The 19,690-nt window shown below is 69.2% G+C and carries 12 protein-coding genes; 7 read left to right on the top strand and 5 right to left on the bottom strand.

Annotation, left to right across the window (positions count from 1 at the left end; genetic code table 11):
- A partial coding sequence (locus ACGFNF_RS16140; protein ID WP_393168647.1) for a RidA family protein occupies window positions 1–156 on the top strand: 156 nt, incomplete at its 5' end.
- 82 nt (window positions 157–238) lie between these two features.
- Here the strand turns inward: ACGFNF_RS16140 and ACGFNF_RS16135 are convergent.
- Window positions 239–2,578, bottom strand: a complete 2,340-nt coding sequence (locus ACGFNF_RS16135; RefSeq protein WP_393168620.1) for a glycogen debranching protein — start codon at window positions 2,576–2,578, stop codon at window positions 239–241.
- A gap of 174 nt (window positions 2,579–2,752) precedes the next feature.
- Between ACGFNF_RS16135 and ACGFNF_RS16130 the strand changes: the two genes are divergently transcribed.
- Window positions 2,753–5,563: a M12 family metallopeptidase gene (locus ACGFNF_RS16130; RefSeq protein WP_393168618.1), complete on the top strand. Its 2,811-nt coding sequence runs from the start codon at window positions 2,753–2,755 to the stop codon at window positions 5,561–5,563.
- A 12-nt stretch (window positions 5,564–5,575) separates the two neighbouring features.
- Here the strand turns inward: ACGFNF_RS16130 and ACGFNF_RS16125 are convergent, their stop codons facing one another.
- The 4 genes from ACGFNF_RS16125 to ACGFNF_RS16110 form a co-directional block, all read right to left on the bottom strand.
- The gene (locus ACGFNF_RS16125; protein WP_393168616.1) at window positions 5,576–6,436 is read right to left on the bottom strand and encodes an AAA family ATPase; all 861 of its coding nucleotides are present in this window, start codon (window positions 6,434–6,436) and stop codon (window positions 5,576–5,578) included.
- A 316-nt stretch (window positions 6,437–6,752) separates the two neighbouring features.
- Entirely contained in the window at window positions 6,753–7,568 is an 816-nt protein-coding gene (locus ACGFNF_RS16120; protein WP_393168613.1) for a ribonuclease HI, read from the bottom strand.
- A gap of 96 nt (window positions 7,569–7,664) precedes the next feature.
- Window positions 7,665–9,425, bottom strand: a complete 1,761-nt coding sequence (locus tag ACGFNF_RS16115; protein ID WP_393168611.1) for a DUF6119 family protein — start codon at window positions 9,423–9,425, stop codon at window positions 7,665–7,667.
- A 92-nt stretch (window positions 9,426–9,517) separates the two neighbouring features.
- Window positions 9,518–10,048 (bottom strand): DUF4352 domain-containing protein, encoded by a 531-nt coding sequence (locus ACGFNF_RS16110; protein ID WP_393168609.1) that lies wholly within the window; start codon window positions 10,046–10,048, stop codon window positions 9,518–9,520.
- Between the two features lie 215 nt (window positions 10,049–10,263).
- Here ACGFNF_RS16110 and ACGFNF_RS16105 point away from each other — a divergent pair, with 215 nt between their 5' ends.
- The 5 genes from ACGFNF_RS16105 to ACGFNF_RS16085 all read left to right on the top strand — a co-directional run bounded on the left by ACGFNF_RS16105 (window position 10,264) and on the right by ACGFNF_RS16085 (window position 19,689).
- Window positions 10,264–12,396, top strand: coding sequence for a hypothetical protein (locus ACGFNF_RS16105; protein WP_393168607.1), 2,133 nt, complete (start codon window positions 10,264–10,266; stop codon window positions 12,394–12,396).
- Between the two features lie 31 nt (window positions 12,397–12,427).
- Window positions 12,428–14,041, top strand: a complete 1,614-nt coding sequence (locus tag ACGFNF_RS16100) for a type I restriction-modification system subunit M (RefSeq protein ID WP_393168605.1) — start codon at window positions 12,428–12,430, stop codon at window positions 14,039–14,041.
- A gap of 25 nt (window positions 14,042–14,066) precedes the next feature.
- Entirely contained in the window at window positions 14,067–15,224 is a 1,158-nt protein-coding gene (locus tag ACGFNF_RS16095; protein WP_393168603.1) for a restriction endonuclease subunit S, read from the top strand.
- 29 nt (window positions 15,225–15,253) lie between these two features.
- Window positions 15,254–18,430 carry a type I restriction endonuclease subunit R gene (locus ACGFNF_RS16090; RefSeq protein ID WP_393168601.1) on the top strand — a complete coding sequence of 1,059 codons (3,177 nt, stop codon included), beginning with the start codon at window positions 15,254–15,256 and terminating at the stop codon, window positions 18,428–18,430.
- Between the two features lie 119 nt (window positions 18,431–18,549).
- Window positions 18,550–19,689, top strand: coding sequence for a hypothetical protein (locus tag ACGFNF_RS16085; RefSeq protein ID WP_393168599.1), 1,140 nt, complete (start codon window positions 18,550–18,552; stop codon window positions 19,687–19,689).
- Window position 19,690 lies beyond the last annotated feature (1 nt).

The following is a 19,690-nucleotide window of genomic DNA, read 5'->3' as shown; positions in this document are numbered from 1 at the left end:
CTCGTCAACATGAACGACTTCGGCGGCTACAACCAGGTCTGGGCCGAGTACTTCGACGCCACCGGCCCCACCCGCACCACCGTCGCCGTGCACCAACTACCCCACCCACACCTGCTCATCGAGATCCAGGCCGTGGCCGTACCACCCCTGACCTGACGCCGTTCGACGTCAGTTTCGAGGGTTGACGCGTAGGCGCGCCTGCCGGACCCAGTTCGACGGCGGCGCACCGCCTTTCGGGTCAGCGGGCGACCAGGAGCAGCAGGCTGCGACCGCGCAGCAGGTAGGTGGTGCCCTGGCCGCCGATCAGCGTCTCCGACCCCGGTACGGCGACCTGGTTGGCGCCCTCCGCCCAGGTGGCGGTGTCGGTGACCCGGTGCCAGCTCTTCCCGGCTCCCGGTGACGGGAGAGTGAAGTTCACGTCCCCGGACCAGCCGTTGTAGCCGACGTAGATCGCCGGGGCCGGGTCGCCGAACTCGGTGCCGTCGATCCGCCAGCCCAGCGCGTGGTTACCCGCGTTGCCCCAGTACGCAGCGTCCGGGCTGGTGCCGGCCGGGGTGAACCAGGCCAGCTGGGCAAGCCCGTTGCCGTTGGTGTCGGCGGCGGAGTAGAAGGTCGCCGGCCGTAGCGCCGGGTGTGCGTGGCGGAAGGCGGCCAGCCGGGAGGCGAAGGTGCGGAAGGTGCTCTGCTCGGCGGTCGGACTCCAGCCCAGCCAGTTCGCCGACGAGTCCAGGTTGTACGGGTTGTTGTTGCAGCGGATGCCGCGCAGCACCTCGTCGCCGCCGGTGACCATCGGGGTGCCGGCCGACAGCATCAGGAAGGCGTGCCCGTTGCGGGCGGCCCGGCGCTGGTCGGCGGCGATCCCGCCGTGGTCCCAGGAGATGTTGTCGTCGCTGCCGCCGTCCGACGGCCCGTACGGCCACGCCTGGTTGTTGTTCTTGCTGTTGCAGGCGTACAGGTCGGCCAGGGTGAACCCGTCGTGGGCGACCATGAAGTTGACCGAGTTCCACGGCCGCCGGCCGTCGTCGCCGTAGAGGTCGGAGGAGCCGGCGAACCGGTCGGCGAGTTGGCCCGGGGTGACCGGGCTGACGCCGAGCTTGTTCTGGTCGCGGCGCAGCGTGTCCCGGTACTGCCCGTTCCACTCCGACCAGCCGGTGGGGAAGTTGCCCACCTGGTAGGTCCCGGCGCCGAGGGCCCACGGCTCGGCGATCCAGTCGACGCCGGTGCCCCCGCCGCCCGGTCGGGGCGGCATCTCCCGGGTGATCCGGTTGAGTGCGGTGTTCGGGTCGGTGCGGCTGTAGGAGAAGCAGCCGTGCTGGCAGGTGTTGCCGAGCACCGAGGCGAGGTCGTGCCGGAAGCCGTCGACCCCGAGCGTGTCCTTCCAGTACGCCAGCGAGTCGACGATCAGGTCCTGTGCGACCGGGTTGTAGGTGTTGTAGTTGCCGCCGACGCCGGTGTTGTCCCAGGAGGCCTGCCGGTCGGCGGTGAGCGAGTAGTAGGTGGGGTTGTCCAGCCCACGCCAGGAGACGATGTCGTAGACGTTCGACTGGCCGGAGCTGTAGACGCCGCCCTCGCCGGTGTGGTTGTAGACCACGTCGAGGAGCACCTTGATCCCGGCGTCGTGGAACGCCTTCACCATCTGCTGGAACTCCCGGGTCGGCCCGCCCGGCGAGCGGTCGTAGGCGTACCGGCGGTCCGGAGCGAAGTAGTTCAGGGTCATGTAGCCCCAGTAGTTGTCGCCCGCGGTGCCGGTCGGGTCGACGTCGTTGGTGTCATTCTGGGTCTCCTGCAACGGCAGGAACTCCACCGCGGTCACCCCGAGCGAGGCCAGGTACGCGGCCTTCATCCCCGCGCCCCGGTAGGTGCCCCGGTAGGCGGCCGGCACCGACGGGTCGTTGCGGGTCAACCCGCGCAGGTGCACCTCGTAGATGAGGTCGTCCTTCAGGGCCCGGGCCGGCTTGGTGCCGAAGGCGGGCGTGGTCGTGGGCAGGACGACCCCCTTCGCCGCGTGCGGGCCGCTGTCGACGTTGCGGTGCGACGGGCCGGAGGCGTACACCGTCGAGGTGGTCATGCCGGGTCGCAGCGGGTCGTGGCTGATCTCCCGGGCGTACGGGTCGAGCAGGAGCTTGTTGGGGTTGAACCGGTTACCGGCGGCGTCCACGTCGGCGATGAACCCGGCCGAGGAACCCTTCGTCCAGGCGGTGCTGTACGGCCAGTTCGGTCCCCAGGCCCGGTAGCCGTAGTAGACGGTGCCGGTGATGCCCGCGCTGCGCAGCGCGGCGACGTCGACGGTGACGCTGAACGTGCCGGCGGTGTCCCTGGTGAGCAGATAGCTGGCGTTCTCCTGGGTGCCGGTGGGTGCGGCGTAGAGACTGACCGTCATCCGGGTGGCCGCGGACGAGTGGACCCGGAACGTGATCCGCGATGCGGCGCTGTCGTAGCGGGCGCCGAGCGTGCGGGAGTCGATCCCGGCGACGGCCGGTGCGGGCGCGGTGACCAGGGGCGCGGCGACGCTGGCCAGCGCGGCGCAGAGCAGGGCGGCGAGGGTGGCTCGGGCACGCGAGGCTTGCGGTACGGGCATGGTCATCTCCGGACGGGACGCGAAACCGGGTGCTTGCAAGTTCCTGCAAGACTTACGAAAAAGTAACAGCCGATTTCACGCTCGTAAAGAGTGCCATCGATGAGTGGGGCATCGCTCGGGAGGCGGCCCTCGCGTCTGGCTGCACGATGTATCTCAAAGCGGCACAATTGGGACGTGGGTTTCACGATCTCCGACCGTCCCGCCGGTCGTTGGCCGAACCGCCGAGTGCCGTTCGAGGTCGACAACGAGGTGTTCCCGGCCGGCAGCGCGGCCAGCGCCGCCATCGCCAGCGCGATCGGCGCGTGGAACGCGACAGGCGTGGTCAACCTCGTGGCCAGGCGGCCGGGCGACGAGGCGTACATCCTCTTTGGCCCCAAGGCGGGCGCCTGCAACTCGGGCGTCGGCTTCGGCGGCGGGGTCCGGACCATCTCGTGCGCCCTCGTGACCGACCCGATCGGTACGCCCGGGACTCCCGTCGAGGTCGCCCTGATCCCGCAGACGGACGACGTGCTCACCGCGTGCCTCATCGGCGAGACCGGATTCCTCCACGTCGCCTGGATGGACAACGAGGGCTTCTGGCGGATCCCCATCGACATCGGCGGCGCCGCCGGAATCCCGCACGGCCGGGTCACCATGGCCAAGCAGACCGACGATATCCTGGTCGCCGCCTTCCTCAGTGGCGACGGCGTCTTCACCGCCGCCCGCGTGGTCGAGACCGGACGCTGGGAACCCCCGCACAGGTTCGGCCCCCGGGTCGACCCGCCAGGCGGATTCGTCACCTTGGCCAAGCAGACCGACGATGTCCTCGTCGCGGCCTTCATCGACGGCAGCGGCTTCCTGTCCATCGCGTTCACCGCGGGAGATGGCCTCTTCAGCGCCCCGTTCCGCGTCGGTGCCTCGATCGGGGTACCAGGCAGTCCGGTCGCGCTGGCCAAGCAGACCGACGACATCCTCGTCGCGCTCTTCGTGAACACCGACGGCATCCTGTCGGTCGCGCACGTGGTGGGGACCGGCCCGTGGCAGCCCCCGGTCCCTATGGGCGGTACGCGGGGCCCGGCCGGTGCGCCGGTCAGCCTGGCGAAGCAGACCGACGACATCCTCGTCGCGCTCTTCGTCGACACCGAGGGGCGGTTGTCCGTGGCCCACGTCGTCGGGACCGAACCGTGGCACCCGCCCGTCCCGATGGGCGGCGCCCGGGGGCCGGCGAACACCGTGGTCACCGTCGCCAAGCAGACCGACGATGTCCTGACCGCGGCCTTTCTCAGCACGGCCGGCACCATGGCGGTGGCGCACGTGGTGGGCACCGAACCGTGGAAGCCCTCGGTGCAGATCGGCGGTGCGCCGGGCACACCCGGAGCGCCGATATCCTTCGTCAAGCAGACCGACGACATCCTCACGGCCGCCTTCGTCGACGACACCGGAATCCTCGCGGTCGCTCACGTCTCCGGCACGGCCGCGTGGAACCCGCCGGTGCGGCTGGGTGGCGTCCCGTTCCCGCCCGGCGCGCGGGTGCACCTGGTCAGGCACCACGACGTCGTGGTGGCCGCCGGAGTGGACGCCAGTGGACGGTTCGTGGTCGCGTCAGTGGTGGGCACCAGGGCGTGGGTGCCGCCCGGTCCGGTGCGATCGGGCATGTTCAACGCCCGGTCCATCGTGCACGAGATCGGCCACGCGCTCGGGCTACGGCACGAGCACCAACGCCCCGACCGCGAGACGTTCGTGAGGTTCAACCGGGCGAACGTGGCGTTCAACGCCAAGGACTTCGACATCCTTCAGGACGGCATCATGGTCGGCCCGTACGACTGCGGGTCGATCATGCACTACAGCGCCCGTGCCTTCGCGCGACCCGGCGCCGGCAACACGCTGACCCCTGTGCCGGGTGCCGGCTGCGCGGGCATCGGCATGGCGGTGGCTCCCAGCCCTGGCGACATCGCCGCAGTCGACTCCCTCTACCGGGGCCAGGTCGCGGCAGCGGGCACGCCCGTGGCCCTCGCACGCCAGGGCACGGAGAACACCGACTGCCTCTACGTCGACCGGGCCGGCTTCCTCAGCGTCGCCTGGGTGGAGGGCACCCGGGCGTGGAATCCGGGCGTGACCATCGGCGGGTCGCACGCACCGGCCGGAGCGCACGTCTCCCTCGCCCGCCAGGCCCCACATATCGTGACCGGCGCCTACACCGACGACAACGGCGTCCTGCAGATCGCCCACGTGGTCAACAACAACCCGTGGGTGCCGCCCTTCCCGGTCGGCGGCGGCGGTGGCGTCCCCGGCGGGGGCGTCTGTCTCGCGAAGCAGAACGACGACGTCCTCACGGCGACCTTCGTCGACGCCGAGGGCTTCTTCTGCGTGGCGCACGTGGTGGGGACCGGGCAGTGGATTCCTCCGTTCCGGGTCGGCGGACCCGGCGGGCAGCCGGGCGCCGTGGTGGCGGCCTGCCGGCAGACCGACGAGGTGTTCACCGCCGTATTCGCCGACCGCGAGGGGTTCCTCTCCGTCGCCCACGTGGTCGGCAACGAGCACTGGAAGCCGCCGTTCCGTCTCGGCGGTCCGGGCTGCCGGCCCGGCGGGGGCGTGGCGATGGCCAAGCAGAACGACATCACCATGACCGCGGTGTTCGTCGATCGCGACGGCTTCTTCTGCGTCGCGCACGTCGACGGGACCGGCCTGTGGCACCCACCCGTCCGGGTCGGCGGGCACGTGGGGGCACCCGGCGCGTCGGTCGCGCTGGCCAAACAGACCGACAACGTCCTCACCGCCGTCTTCGTCGACGGGGACGGCTTCCTCAGGGTCGCGCACGTCGTGGACAACCAACCGTGGAACCTGCCGGTGCGCATCGGGGGCGAGCCGGCGACCCCTGGTGCCGGAGTGTCCCTCACGAAACAGACGGACAACCTGCTCACCGCCGCCTTCTTCGACCCGCAGGGCATGCTGTTCGTCGCGCATGTCACCGACACCGATGCCTGGGTGGCGCCGCACCCGATCTGAGTCAGCAGCGTCTTACAGGTCGCTGGCGGGCCGCAGCGTCACCACTGACCGCTGCGCACGGGTCACCTCCACGATCCGGACCCTGCCTGGCCCGAGCCGGTGGACCGCCTCCGGCAGACGGACGTCGTGGGTGAAGACCACTACCTGCCGCCGCACGGCCAACGCGGCGAGCACCCGGGCCAGGCCGTCCACCGTGGCCGAGCCGATGCTCCGTTCCGGTTCGTCGGCGACGATGAACCGGAACGGGCTCTCCGGCGCGCACCCGCGCGGCAGGACCCGCTGGCTGGCGTCGGTGAGTCGACTCAGCTCGGCGGCGGTGAGGAACGGCCGATACCGCTCCAGCGGGCGGGCCAGCCCCAGCTGCGCCAGGCTCCAGTGCCGTCCCCGCTCGCTGGTGACGGTGACCTCCGCGTCGGCCAGCGCCGCGCCGAGCGGCCACGACCGGGTCGCCGTGACCGGCTTCGCCTCCCCGTCGACGTGCAGCTGCGCCACGATCCAGCACGGGTCGGGGGAGTGCAGGTTGCGCCAGCCCGTACGCCAGACGCTGTTGCGCTCCGCCCAGCGGGCGCTGTCGCCGGTCAACGCCAGCTCGACGGCCTCGGCGAAGCTCGACTTGCCGGAGCCGTTGCGCCCGACCACCAGGGTGAGGCCCGGGCCGGGGGCGATCTGGAGGGTGCGTTCCGGGCCGACGCCGCGGAACCCGGCGACGGTGACCGAGGAGAGCCAGATCCGTCCCGTATGCGCCTCGTCGCTCGGGACGGCCAGGTCCAGGCTGGTCTTTCCGCCGTCGAGCACGGCGGCCAGGTCGTCCTGGCCGCTCAGCGCGGCGAGCACCAGCTCGGCGGTGTGGTCGGGCACGTCGTCGATCGGCATGGTCGTCTCCAGGCGCGTGCTCCCCACGGGCCGGCGGCCCGCTGCGGGTGAGCGGGGAAAGGTGGTTCCGAAGTGTGGAGCGGATCCGGTGGGCGGATCGGAGCGCTGCGTGTTGCTGTCGAGCTGCCTGGCGTGAATGCGTCAGCAGGCAGGATGGGGCTGCTCGGCGGACGTTAGGTCGCCGGCGTGCTGGTCTGCCGGAGGATCAGGCCGGGGCCGACCCAGGCTGGGGTCGACGGGCCCGTGGACGGTACGGCGAGGTGCTGGGCAGCGAGAACCACGATCATCTCCCGGGGTGAAGAGTCAGCCGGTGTGGTCAGCTGGCGACGGTGGTGTGCCAGTCGCGCAGGAACGCGTCGACCAGCGCGTGCGCCCGAGGGCGTACGTCGAAGGACTCGCCGAGCCGGCGGCGGGCCATGTGGGACAGGCCGTCGGCGGCCTCGTTGAGCGCGTGGCCGCTGTGCCCCTTCACGTGCGCGAAGGACAGATCCGGCCGCCGGCCCACCAGCTCGGCGAGCCGGACCAGGGTCGGCTGAGCCGACGACCTGCGCGGGCGCAGGCTGTAGCCGGCCGGCATGGCGTCGGCCTCGCCGGCCTGCCAACGGTGCAGGTACCGCAGGGCGGCCAGGCTGTCCAGCAACACGGTCATGCCGGCCGGCGCCCCGTCGTACGCGGACAACAGGAAGTCGACCGCCCGCAGCTCGTTGATCAGTACGCGCGACGGACCCGTCGGGTCGAGCCGGCCGGTGCCCCGGCTGAGCAGGCCGTAGTGGCCGTCGCTGACGACGTACCCGATGCCGCCGGCGCGACCCTTCCAGCTGGCGTCGGTCGCGGCGACGAGCGGCGCGGACGTCCCCGCCCAGCGACCGACCCGGCCGCGACCGCGTTCGGGGTTCGGCTGCGGGCGGTGGACCTCGTGCCGGGCGGCCCGCTGTTCTGCCGTGTCGAGCAGCTGCCGGGTCGAGGCGATCTCGTCGTAGTGCGCGGCGGTGAGGGCCAGCCGCACGGCGTCGCCGATGCGCTGGCAGTCCTCGCAGCGGGTGACGCGGGCGTAGGCGCGCAGCGCCACGGCGCGCTCGTGCAGGGGAGTGGGGAGCAGGTCCAGGGCGCGCAGGAACTCATCGGGACGCACGGACGCCTCCTGACGTCTGAGGAAGGGCGGGGGAGATGTCGTGACCCGAGGTCGTGATCGACGGCCTCGGCGAACAGTGCGGTCGTCGCGAGCGCGTCAGGCGGGCGGGATGCCGACGACCTCGACCTCGACACCCTCGCCGCGCAGCGTCTTCATCGCCCGGTAGAGCGAGACCTGGGCGAAGGTGAAGAGCGAGTCGACGGTGACGGCCCGGCCGGCGCCGAGCGCGATGGCGTAGACGACCTTCCGGGGCCGGAATTCCATGCCGAGGTCCCGCCCGTTCGGCTGCTGCCGCACCACCTCGACGAGCCTGGTGCGCGCGTCCTCCTCGTAGCGCAGCGCGTCGACGGAGGTGATGCCCTGGGCGAAGAGATGACTCAGCGGCGCACTGCTCGACCCCCGCTTGACGTGGATCAGCTCGCCACCCGGCCCGAGCAGGTCGCAGGCCTCGATGCCGCGCCGGTGCTGCGCCGTCCGCAGCAGCTTCTTGTCGAGCAGCACGAGCCGAGGATCACGGCGGGCGGCCGCACGGTTGTAAGCGTCCTCGTCGACGAGGTCGGGCGTCCACGGCGGCAGCACGATGTCGGACGAGCGAGCCAGGATCTCGGCGATCTCCTGCCGCAGGAACTCGCGATGCCGGTCGCCGATCTCGTACCAGGCGTCTTCCTGTAGCAGCAGGTGGCTGGCACCGACGGCTACCTCTGCGGTGATCCAGCGCGAGGCCCGCGTCGACACCATCTCCTCGGTGCCACTCGCGTCGGCGAAGAGCGTGACCTTCCCGTTGCGCAGACCGGTCCACCTGTCGCCGTCCAACGCCCGGCCGGTGTGGTCGAGGATGGCCGCCAGGTCGAGCTCGGCCGCCAGCGTCGGGCGCTGGCCGGACTTCGGGACCTGGATCCGGTACGACCCGACGTGTTCGATGTCCGCGACCAGGTCGCCCGGCACCGCCACGCCGAGGGCCGGCGGATCGGCCAGGCCCAGCCGCTGATCGAGGGTGGCGACCAGCCCGGACACCCGGGGATCGGACAGCGCCACCGGGCGGATCTGCGTGATGAACTCCAGGTCGGCCAGGGGTGACTCCTGCTGGCAGACGCGTTCGATCTCCCGCAGGTCGGCGAGGAGCCCTTCGGGCTCGACGCAGAGGTGGACGCGCAGGGCGTCACCGCCCTCGACCCTGGTCGGCTTGCCGGTACGTCGGCAGACCGTCAGGCGTGGATTGTCCGTGCGGCCGCACACCTGGCCGACGATCTCGCCCCACTTGTCGATGCCGTACATCCGGATGGGCTGACCGGCGGGGACCAGGCTGCGGTCCACCCGGCCGCTGGTGCCGACGACGCGGCGGCGGACCTGCCGGATCTCGCTCGGCAGGAGCGCCCGGACGGCGAAGGAGACTCCGAAGGTCGGATCGATCACCTTGTGCTCGACCATGAATCGGCCCAGGGTGCCGTAGGCCAGGACGTAGGCGCGTTCGTCGACTGCCAGGAACAGCGCGCCCCCGCCGCTGCTGTATCCCAGGTCGACCTCCTCGCCGGTGAGCCCTGCGAGCACGTCGCACCACTCCGCGCGCAGGCGCGGCACGGTGCCGTGCACCAGCAGCGCCGGCGCACCGGCGACCTCCCGGGCAACGGCCTCGAAGCCGCTTGCTCTCAGATAGTCGACGTTGAGCGCTTCTCGCAGACCGTCGGGGGTCGGCGGGACCCGCAGGCGGTAGACATTGGTCAGGTAGACGCCGGGAGGCGCGGGCGGCAGCGGGCTGTCGAAGAGGGTGGGCTGCTGCGGGTTGGGTCGGCGGCGGTCCTTGCGGCCGCTCGGGCGGGTGGTGCGGCCGGGAACGGTCCGGTTCGTCGCGCTGCGCATATCGATCTCCTCGCGTAGAGACTCGTGCTGGCAGTTGGCGGGATGGGGTGCGCCGAGGGCGGGCTTCGCGGGGCCGCCCTCGGCGCGGCGGGTCAGCTCAGGGCGACGGTGACGCCGCCGGAGAACATCGAGTCGTGCAGCTCGAGCTTGGTGAGCTTGACGCTCTTCGGGATGTCGAAGACGAACACGCCGGTCACCTGGTTGCCGGGGTTGATCTCCTCGAAGAAGGTGGTCTGGTCCTCGTTGGCGTAGAGGCCGGCCTCGGTGTCGGACGAGTACTCGGTGCCGTCCGCGGCGTAGGCCTTCTGGCTGCTGCCGTCGAGCAGCTGCGCCTCCTTGCCGATGTTCTTGACGTTGACCGTGATCAGGCAGAACTGGCCCTGGGCCCTGTCGCCGAGCATCGAGGTGCCGACCTTGGCGACGCCGCACTTCGACGACTTCACCGTGAACTCGAACTTCCCGTCGCGGGCCGGCTGGCCGATCTTCGCGGTCTTTGCCGCCTTCTCCTCGCCCTTGGCGGCGCTGTCGCCACCCGAGCTGCTGGTCTCGTCGGTGGAGCCGGCGCCGCAGCCCAGCGCGATGAGAGCGGTGGCGGCCAGGGCGAGGGTCGTCGTCTTACGCATGAAGAGCTCCGATTCCAAAAGGGATGCTGCGGCTCCGTAATCGGCCGCTTGCTGATGCCGATGAATCACAGCAGTCCGTTACAGGCGAAAGCCAGCTCGAAACGATCCCGACACTGATAACCCGGGTTACCACGGCGTTGTTGGACCAGCGAATCCCCACCATCTACTGTCGACCCGTCCGCCCATGGTGTTCGTCGAGTGGAAGGAGGTGACCAATGGCCGGCACCACAGACCTCATCTCCCTGCCCGAAATCGCCGAGCTGGCCGCGGTGCAACGCCCCGTGGTCACCACCTGGCGCCGCCGCTACCCGGGATTCCCCGCACCAGCGCAGACGGATCGTGGGCGGCCACTGTTCAAGGCGCGCGAAGTCGTCGACTGGCTGGTCGACACCGGTCGCGCCGAACGCCAGTCCATAGAGCCGGACCTCCGCCTTCACGTGCTCTCGTGTCTGGCACTCCAGGCGGGAGCGTCGTCAGGCGCCGGCCGGCGTCGGGCCCTCAACCCGAAGGAACTGATCAGCGCCACGACGGCGCTGATCTGCCTGCATTACCTCGACGACGAGCCGCTACGCCCCGAGGGCTACACCGACCGGCACGTCATCGAGGCACTTCGTGAACGTGCCACCGAGGTCGACTGGGACGACGAGTTGCTCCGGTCGGAGATCGAGGCAATGCCGTTCGAAGCGGCCTGGCTGGCCGAGGTGGTGGACGAGCTGATCGAGGCAGCGTGGGGGGCCGCCCAGGCGTACGAGCGGGTGCTCGCCGCCCGGCACCGGTTCGGCGTGCCGCAGCTCTACGAGGAAGCGGTCGTCCCGCAGCTGGGGCGTCTGATGGTCGAGCTCTCCGGCATCCGGGAGCACGCTGACCTGCACGGCCTCGTCCAGGTCGCCGATCCGCACGCCGGCGTGGGCGACCTGCTGATGGCAGCCCGACAGGCGCTCGGGGAGCACGAGCCGGTCATGTTCGCCGCCGAGGCCAACCGGCTCCTGGCCCGCCTCGCTCGCCGCCGGCTGGTGGTGCACGGCGTCTCACGAGGCAGTTGGCAGCTCGACATCGCTGCCGGCCGACCGCCGGGCACGCCCGCCGCCGACGTGGTGCTCATGCGGCTGCCCTACCGGCCGGCCGAGGCGCGCACCGATCTCGACCCATTCGCCGAGCTCGTCGAGCTGACCAGGGCGCTTACGCCGGGGCAGACCGCCGTGGTGTGCGGCCCTGCCGAGCTGCTCGTCGGCTCACTGCCGCCCTACAAGCCAGCCGCCCGCTCCCGCAACGACCTGCTGGCCACCGGCAGGGTCGAGGCCGTCGTCCAGCTCCCCGGCGGGATCATGCCCTTCCGCCCCGGCTACCAGAGCGCGCTGTGGGTGCTGAGGCACGAGGAGGCCCCCGAGTGGCAGGGGCGGGTCCTGCTGGCGGACGTCTCCGACCGGCCGCTCACCGATAACGTGGTCGAGGACCTGGTCTTCGACGTCACCACCTGGCGGCGCGAGGGCCACCAGCCCGACCAGCACCTCCGGGCGTACGCCAGTCAGGTGCGGATCGCGGACCTGACGGCGCCCCGGCGCCCGCTGACCGCGCGCCGGCCCGCCACCCTGCGTGACCTGACACGGGACAGACGGGTGACGGTCGCGGAGCTGGCCGACGCGGAGGTCGAACTCAACCGGCTGGCCGAACCGCGCCCCCAGCTGCGCACGCATGTGGCCGCGCGGGACGAGATCCAGCGGGCGCCGACGAAGTCCATCGCCGCGCTCGTCCGGGACGGCCACCTCGCCTTACTCAAAGGCAGCCGGATCGCCGCTGACCATGTCAGCGCCGACGGCCACAATCCCGTGATCGGGCCGGCGGAGATGACCGGCGGCGCCCAGATCGGCGCCCGCCGGATCGACCGGGCCGTCTTCGCGCAGCGGTACCCCCGCGCTCGGCTGACCGAACCCGGCGACGTCCTGGTGACGGTGACGCCCCGACTTCGGGCATACCACGACGAGCCGGGCTTCTCGGTTGTCGACTATCCGACGCGAGTCCTTCGCATCCTGCCGGACGGGCGTGATCGGTTCACTCCCCGGGTGCTGGAGGCACTGGTCAACGCCGTGCAGAAGCAGCGGCCGAGCGGTGCGGTGCGTGCCGCAGCCCGGCTGGCTGACCTGCAACTTCCGCTGCTGTCTCCCGCTGACGTGGCGCGTCTCGACGCGCTGCTCGCGGCGATGGAGGCGCGCCGTAACCTTGCCCGCCGTGAACTCGCTCTGCTCGACGACCTCGGCCGTCGCGCTGTGGCCGGGCTCACCGACGGCACCTTGACCATCACGGAGGGCCCGCCGCTGGCTGGACCGCCCCATCGTGACCAGCAAGACTGACCGCACCGCAGGAACGGATACGAGGAGCACCATGCCCCCCAGGAAAAAGGCGGCCGAGCAGAGCGCACTGCCCGGCATGCCGACCATGGCCGACCTTCGCGACACCCTCTGGAAGGCCGCCGACAAGCTCCGCGGCTCGATGGACGCCGCGCAGTACAAGGACTTCGTCCTGGGCCTGGTCTTTCTCAAGTACGTCTCCGATTCGTTCGAGGAACGGCGCGAGCAGATCAAGCAGGAGGTGCTCGAGCAGGGCATCCCCGAGAACCGGGTGGACGCGTTCCTCGACGACGTCGACGAGTACACCGGTCACGGCGTCTTCTGGGTGCCGGCGGAGGGCCGCTGGACGTACCTGGCGGAGCGGGCCAAGGGCGGCGAGATCGGGCTGCTGCTCGACAACGCGATGGACGCCATCATGAGGTCCAACCCGGCGCTGCTCGGTGTGTTGCCGAAGATCTTCAACCGGGACAACGTCGACCAGCGGCGGCTGAGCGAGCTGGTCGACCTGATCAGCGACGCCAGGTTCACCGGCCACGGCGACCGGCCCGCCCGCGACGTGCTCGGTGAGGTCTACGAGTACTTCCTGGAGAAGTTCGCCCGCGCCGAAGGCAAGCGCGGTGGCGAGTTCTACACCCCGCGCAGCGTGGTCAAGCTGCTGGTCGACATGCTGGAGCCCTACTCGGGCCGGGTCTACGACCCGTGCTGTGGGTCGGGCGGCATGTTCGTTCAGGCCGAGAAGTTCGTGCTCAACCACACCGGTCGGCGCGAAGACATCGCCGTCTACGGCCAGGAGTCGAATGAGCGCACCTGGCGGTTGGCGAAGATGAACCTCGCCATCCACGGCATCACCGGCAACCTCGGGCCGCGCTGGGAAGACACCCTCCACGTCGACAAGCACCCCGACCTGCGCGCCGACTTCGTGTTGGCCAACCCGCCGTTCAACATGTCGGACTGGGCGCGAAGCGTCGAGGACCCGCGCTGGCGTTACGGCGTGCCGCCGGCCGGCAACGCCAACTTCGCGTGGTTGCAGCACATCGTCGCGAAGCTCGGGGAGCGGGGCACGGCGGGCGTCGTGCTCGCCAACGGCTCGATGTCGTCGAAGCAGTCCGGCGAGGGCGAGATCCGGGCGGCCATGGTCGAGGCGGATCTCGTCTCCTGCATGGTGGCGCTGCCGCCGCAGCTCTTCCGCACCACTCAGATCCCGGCCTGCCTGTGGTTCTTCGCCAAGGACAAGGGCCCGCAGGGAGGCAAGAGGCTCGCGGACCGGCGCGGCGAGGTGCTCTTCATCGACGCCCGCAACATGGGCACGATGGTCGACCGCACCGAGCGCATCCTGACTGACGAGGACCTGGCGAAGATCGCCGACGCTTACCACGCATGGCGTGGTACCGCGTCAGCCCGCGTCGATGGCAAGAAGTACGAGGACCTACTCGGCTTTTGTTACACAGCCACCATTGATGAGATCCGTAAACAAGATCACGTCCTCACTCCGGGCCGTTACGTCGGAGCTGCCGAGGTCGATACCTCGGGCGACGAGCCGATCGCGGACAAGATTGAACGGCTTAGGAAGGATTTGTACGCCCATTTCGAGGAGTCGGCCCGGTTGGAGCAGCTTGTCCGTGCCCAGTTGGAGCGCACCCATGTCTGAATGGACCCGGACAACTATCGGGGAAGTGCTGACCCTGCAGCGAGGGTTCGACATTACTCGAGCTGAGCAGAGGGCCGGGTCAATACCTGTCGTGTCCTCCGGTGGAATTGGCAGCTACCACGATACGGCGGCGGCGCGGGGGCCGGGGGTGGTGATTGGCAGGAAGGGAACGCTGGGCAAAACTTTCTATCTGCCTGGAGACTATTGGCCGCATGACACCACTCTCTGGGTGAAGGACTTCAAGGGTAGCCTTCCCAGATTTACGTATTACTTCTTCAAGCAATTGAACGTCATGGGGTTGGATGTGGGTTCCGCGAATCCTACGCTCAACCGCAACCATGTCCATCCCCTCCCCGTGGTGTGGCCTTCGCGACGTCTCCAAGAGGCAATTGCTGCTGTTCTTGGCGCATTGGACGACAAGATTGCGGTGAATGAGCAGATTGTGGAATCTGTCCATGAACTCTGTAGTGCTCAATTCTGCTCCTCGTTCCGAGAGGCGCTGGCACACGTACTGAACGAGAGGCCGCTGCCAGAGGGTTGGAGGCAGGCGAAGTTTGGTCAGCAGGTTTCGGTGCTGGAGACGGGTGGGCGACCGCGTGGGGGAGTCGCTGGTTATGCCTCTGGGGTCCCGAGTATCGGAGCTGAAAGCATCTCCCAGCTAGCGAAATTTGACTTTGGAAAGGTCAAGTTTGTTCCGGAAGAGTTCTTTGCGGGCCTCAAGCGCGGAGTCGTCCAGAGCCACGACATATTGCTCTATAAGGATGGTGGGCGGCCAGGGAATTTTCAGCCTCACGTGTCGATGTTTGGGAACGGATTCCCATTTTCGAGATCTGCCATCAACGAGCATGTGTATCGGATTCGGATGATGTCCCCCCTCAGTCAGCACTTTGGCTACTTTTGGCTGAACTCTGCTCCACTAAGGGAAGAGATGAGGTCGCGTGGAACTGGTGTGGCTATTCCCGGACTGAATTCCTCTTCCGTCAAGGACCTGCCAATCGTGATACCTCCCGCAGGTCGTTTACGGGAGTTTGATCGCCTGGCTTCGCCGCTCGTAGACAGGGCTCTCGCGGCAGCTTCTGAAAGCCATCTAATGGCGCAACTGCGGGATTTGTTGCTGCCGGAACTAGTGTCCGGGAAAGTTCAAGTGCGGGACGCTGAAAGGGTCGTGGAGGACGCGACATGAGCGCTGTGATACCCACTCACTCGCGAGACATGAGCGAGGCGCAGTGGGAGGCGCTAGCGCTGGAAGCCTTGGCTGAGGTGGGCTGGGAACCTGTACCCGGATCGTCGATCGCGCCGGGCACCGGGGAGCGCGAGTCGTGGGCGGAGCTGATCCTGCCCGACCGGCTGCGCGACGCTGTCGCGCGGCTCAACTCGCAGCTTCCGTCCGCGCAGGTCGACGAGGCGGTCGCCCGGGTGCTCAGCGCCCGGTCGCGCGATGCCGTCACCGAGAACCGGCGGCTGCACGAGCTGATGGTGAAGGGCATCCGGTCGATCGTCTACATCGACCAGCACGGTGCCGAGCACAACCCAATCATCCGGCTGATCGACTTCCGGGACGAGGCGGCCAACGACTACCTGGCCGCCAACCAGGTGACAGTCACCGAGGGCGACCACAAGCGACGCTTCGACATCGTCTGCTACCTGAACGGCCTGCCGGTCGGGCTGGTCGAGCTGAAGAAGGCCGGTGACGCGTACGCCGATCTGCGGGGTGCCCACCGGCAGGTCGGCACCTATGTCGAGGAGCTGCCGCTGGCCTTCCGGGCCAACGTCGTCTGCGTCGTGTCGGACGGGATCACCGCTCGCTACGGCACTGCCTTCACGCCGTTGGAGCACTACGCGCCGTGGAACGTCGACGACAATGGCGAACCGGTGCCGCAGCCGCCGAAGAGTGACGACGACCTGGCGCTGAACCTGGCCCTCTTCGGGCTGTTCACGCCGCGCCGGTTCCTGGAGTTGCTGCACGGCTACGTCGCCTTCGCCGAAGCGAGGGGCGGGGCGATCAAGCGCATCGCCAAGCCGCACCAGTATTTCGCAGTGGAGAAGGCGGTCCGCAAGACCGTCGAGGCGACCCGCAGCGACGGCAAGGCCGGCGTCGTGTGGCACACGCAGGGCTCCGGCAAGTCGATGGAGATGGAGTTCTACGCCTACCAGATCGCCACCCATCCCAGCATGGGCAACCCGACGATCGTGGTCATCACCGACCGCACCGATCTGGACGAGCAGCTCTTGGAGGCGTTTGCCGCGAGCGAGTTGCTGCCGGAGCGGCCGGTGCAGGCGGTCACCCGGGAGAGCCTGCGCAACGAGCTGACCAACCGGCGCACCGGCGGGATCATCTTCACGACGCTGCAGAAGTTCGGGCGTACCCGGGATGAGCGCGACGCGGGCCGCAAGCATCCGCTGCTGGCGGACCGGCGCAACATCATCGTGATCGTCGACGAGGCGCACCGCAGCCACTACGACAGCCTTGACGGCTACGCCCGGCACCTGCGCGACGCGCTGCCGCACGCGACGTTGATCGCGTTCACCGGCACGCCGATCTCCGAGGCGGATCGTGACACTCGGGCCGTATTTGGCGACTACATCGACATCTACGACCTGACTCGGGCCGTCGACGACGGAGCGACGGTCCGCGTCTACCACGAGAGCCGGCTCATCCCGGTGGACCTGCCGGCCGACATCGACCCGGAGACGATCGACGAGCGGGCCGACACGCTGACCGCAGGGCTGGACGACGCCGAGAAGGCCCGCGTCCAGCGCACGGTCGCGGTGATGAACGCGATCTACGGCGCCCCCGACCGCGTTGAGGCGCTTGCCGCCGACCTGGTCGAGCACTGGCAGGCGCGATCCGAGCAGATGCGCAAGTACATCGGCGGGCCCGGCAAGGCCATGATCGTGTGCGCGACCCGGGACATCTGCGCGAGGCTCTACGACGAGATGATCGCGCGGCTGCCCGAGGGCTGGCACTCCGACGCCGACGACCTCGGCAAGATCAAGGTCGTCTACACCGGCGGCCCGGACGACGAGCCGCACATCCGCAAGCACGTCCGGCGGCCCTCGCAGACCAAGGTCATCCGCAACCGGGCGAAGAACCCCGATGACGAGCTGGAACTCATCATCGTCCAGTCCATGCTTCTCACCGGGTTCGATTCCCCGCCGCTGCACACGCTCTACCTCGACAAGCCGATGCGCGGCGCGGCGCTGATGCAGGCGCTCGCCCGGGTCAACCGGACCTTCCGCGGCAAGCAGGACGGCCTGCTGGTCGGCTACGCGCCGATCACGCAGAGCCTGCACGAGGCGCTCGCCGAATACACCAAGAGCGACCAGGACACCAAGCCGGTCGGTCGGGACACCGGCGAGGCGGTCGCCAGCGTCCGGGACCTGCACGACGTCCTGTGCGGCACGATCCTGGCCGGGTACGACTGGCGTGGCGTGCTGAACTCCGGCGCCAAGAACGCCTTCACCGCCGCCGTCCTCGGCACCATCGACTATCTGCGCGACCCGAGCCTGCCGGAGAACCAGCCTGAGCCGGGCGAGCCGACCCTAGCCGAACGCTTCCGGCAGGCCGCCGCCAAGCTCGACCGGCTCTACGCGCTCTGCGCCAGCAGCGGCGACATCAACGACCTCCGCGACGACATCGCCTTCTTCCAGGCCGTACGCGTCTGGATGGCCAAGTACGACGTGGAGAACCGCCGCTCCCGGGGCCTGCCGATTCCCGCCGAGGTGGCGCTCTACCTGCGGGAACTCACTGCCGGCGTCATCGAGGCAGGTGGAGTCACCGACATCTACGCCGCCGCCGGCATCGACCGGCCCGACCTGTCCCACCTGGACGAGGCATACCTGGAGAAGCTGCGCGCCTCCAAGACACCGAACCTGGCCATCGAGGCGTTGCGACGGGCCATCGAGCAGACCATGCGCAAGGTCACCCGGCACAACATCGTGCGCCAGGAGGCCTTCTCCGCGCGTCTGGTCGAGCTGATGCGCCGCTACACCAACCAGAACCTGACCTCCGCCGAGATCATCGCCGAGCTGGTGGCCATGGCGAAGGAGGTGAGCGCGGAAGCAAACCGCGGGCAGCAGTTCAGCCCGGCGCTCACCGACGACGAACTGGCTTTCTACGACGCGGTCGCGGACAACGCATCGGCCGTGGCCGAGATGGGGGAGGGGCAGCTCGCCGGCATCGCCCGCGACCTGGTGGCGTCCGTCCGCCGGTCCATCACCGTCGACTGGACCTCCCGCGAAGACGTACGCGCCAAGCTGCGCTCCACCATCAAGCGCCTGCTCGCCGTACACGGCTACCCGCCGGACGCCGCCGAGGAAGCCATCCGACGGGTGCTGCAGCAGACCGAAACCTTCGCCGAGGAGTGGTCACCCGAGGCGCTAGGCTGACCACTCTCCACCACCGTTCGGGAGGCACCCCTCATGCCCCATCGCGCATTCGATGCGTACCCACGAAAGGCGATGTCTCCGTTCCGTACTGCTTTGCGGGGGTCCTCGGGTGGTCGCCGATGAGTAATCTGCGTGCCGTCGTTGAACAGTGTGTGGAGCGGCAGCGGCGTTTTAGTCAGCGCGGCCAGCGGATCAACGAGCAGAACACCAAGGCCGGACTCATCGCCCCGGTCATCGGAGCACTCGGCTGGGACCTCTACGACCCCGACGAGGTGCACCACGAGTACAAGCGGAGCACGCACGACAATCCGGTCGACTACGCCTTGCTGCTGCTGCGCACCCCACGACTGTTCATCGAGGCGAAGGCACTCGGGGAGAACCTCGACGATCCGCGATGGGCAAGACAGACAATCGGCTACGCGATGATGGCCGGTGTGGAGTGGGTTGCCCTCACCAACGGCGCGGAGTGGCGGGTCTACAACGCCCACGCTCCGGTGCCGATCGAGGACAAGCTCTTCCGCGCCGTCCGGTTGGAGGATGACGTCGCCTCCGCAGTGGAGCTGTTACGCCTGCTCAGCAAGGAAAACATGGGGGACAACCGGATCGAGGAGCTGTGGAAGAGCTTCTTCGTCGACCGGCAGGTTCATGCCAAGCTGACGGACCTGTTCGCCGGCTCGGAGCCCGCGCCCGAACTGGTCGACCTGCTCGACCGCCGCATGCCGAAGCTGAGCCGGGAGGAGATCCGCCAAAGCCTCGTCCGGGCGCGGGCGACCTTCGACTTTCCGACGTCAGTGGCAGTCGCCGCGCCGGCCCAGGGGCAGCCCCCTCCACCGCAGGCGTACGAGTCTCCCCCGCAGTGGATGCCAGCCGAGCCAGGCCCGCCGATGCCGGCGCATCAGGCACCCGCGACCAATAGCTCGAAACGGGGAACACGCGTGACTCCGGGCGAGCGGAGGCTGAAGCTTGTGGATCTCCTCGCCGCCGGGCGGCTGCGGGTGGGGACCACGCTCGTTGGCCGCTATCTCGGTGAGCAACACACTGCGGAGCTGTTGGCGGATGGTCGGGTTCGGTACCGGGGAGAGGTGTGCAACTCGCCCTCCCGCGCGGGCGAGGCGGTGAAGATCGCGGTTTATGGCCAGGACATCACCGACGCCCGAAAGGCCACCGACGGATTCGACTTCTGGCAGGCGCAGGATGCGTTGGTGGGTGACGTGGTCAAGCTCAAGGAGATCCGCCGTCGCGTCGCCTCGGGTAGGTAGC

Source organism: Micromonospora sp. NPDC048868 (assembly GCF_043198195.1).
Taxonomy (GTDB): Bacteria; Actinomycetota; Actinomycetes; order Mycobacteriales; family Micromonosporaceae; genus Micromonospora; species Micromonospora reichwaldensis.
This window is presented reverse-complemented; position numbering and strand designations above follow the sequence as displayed.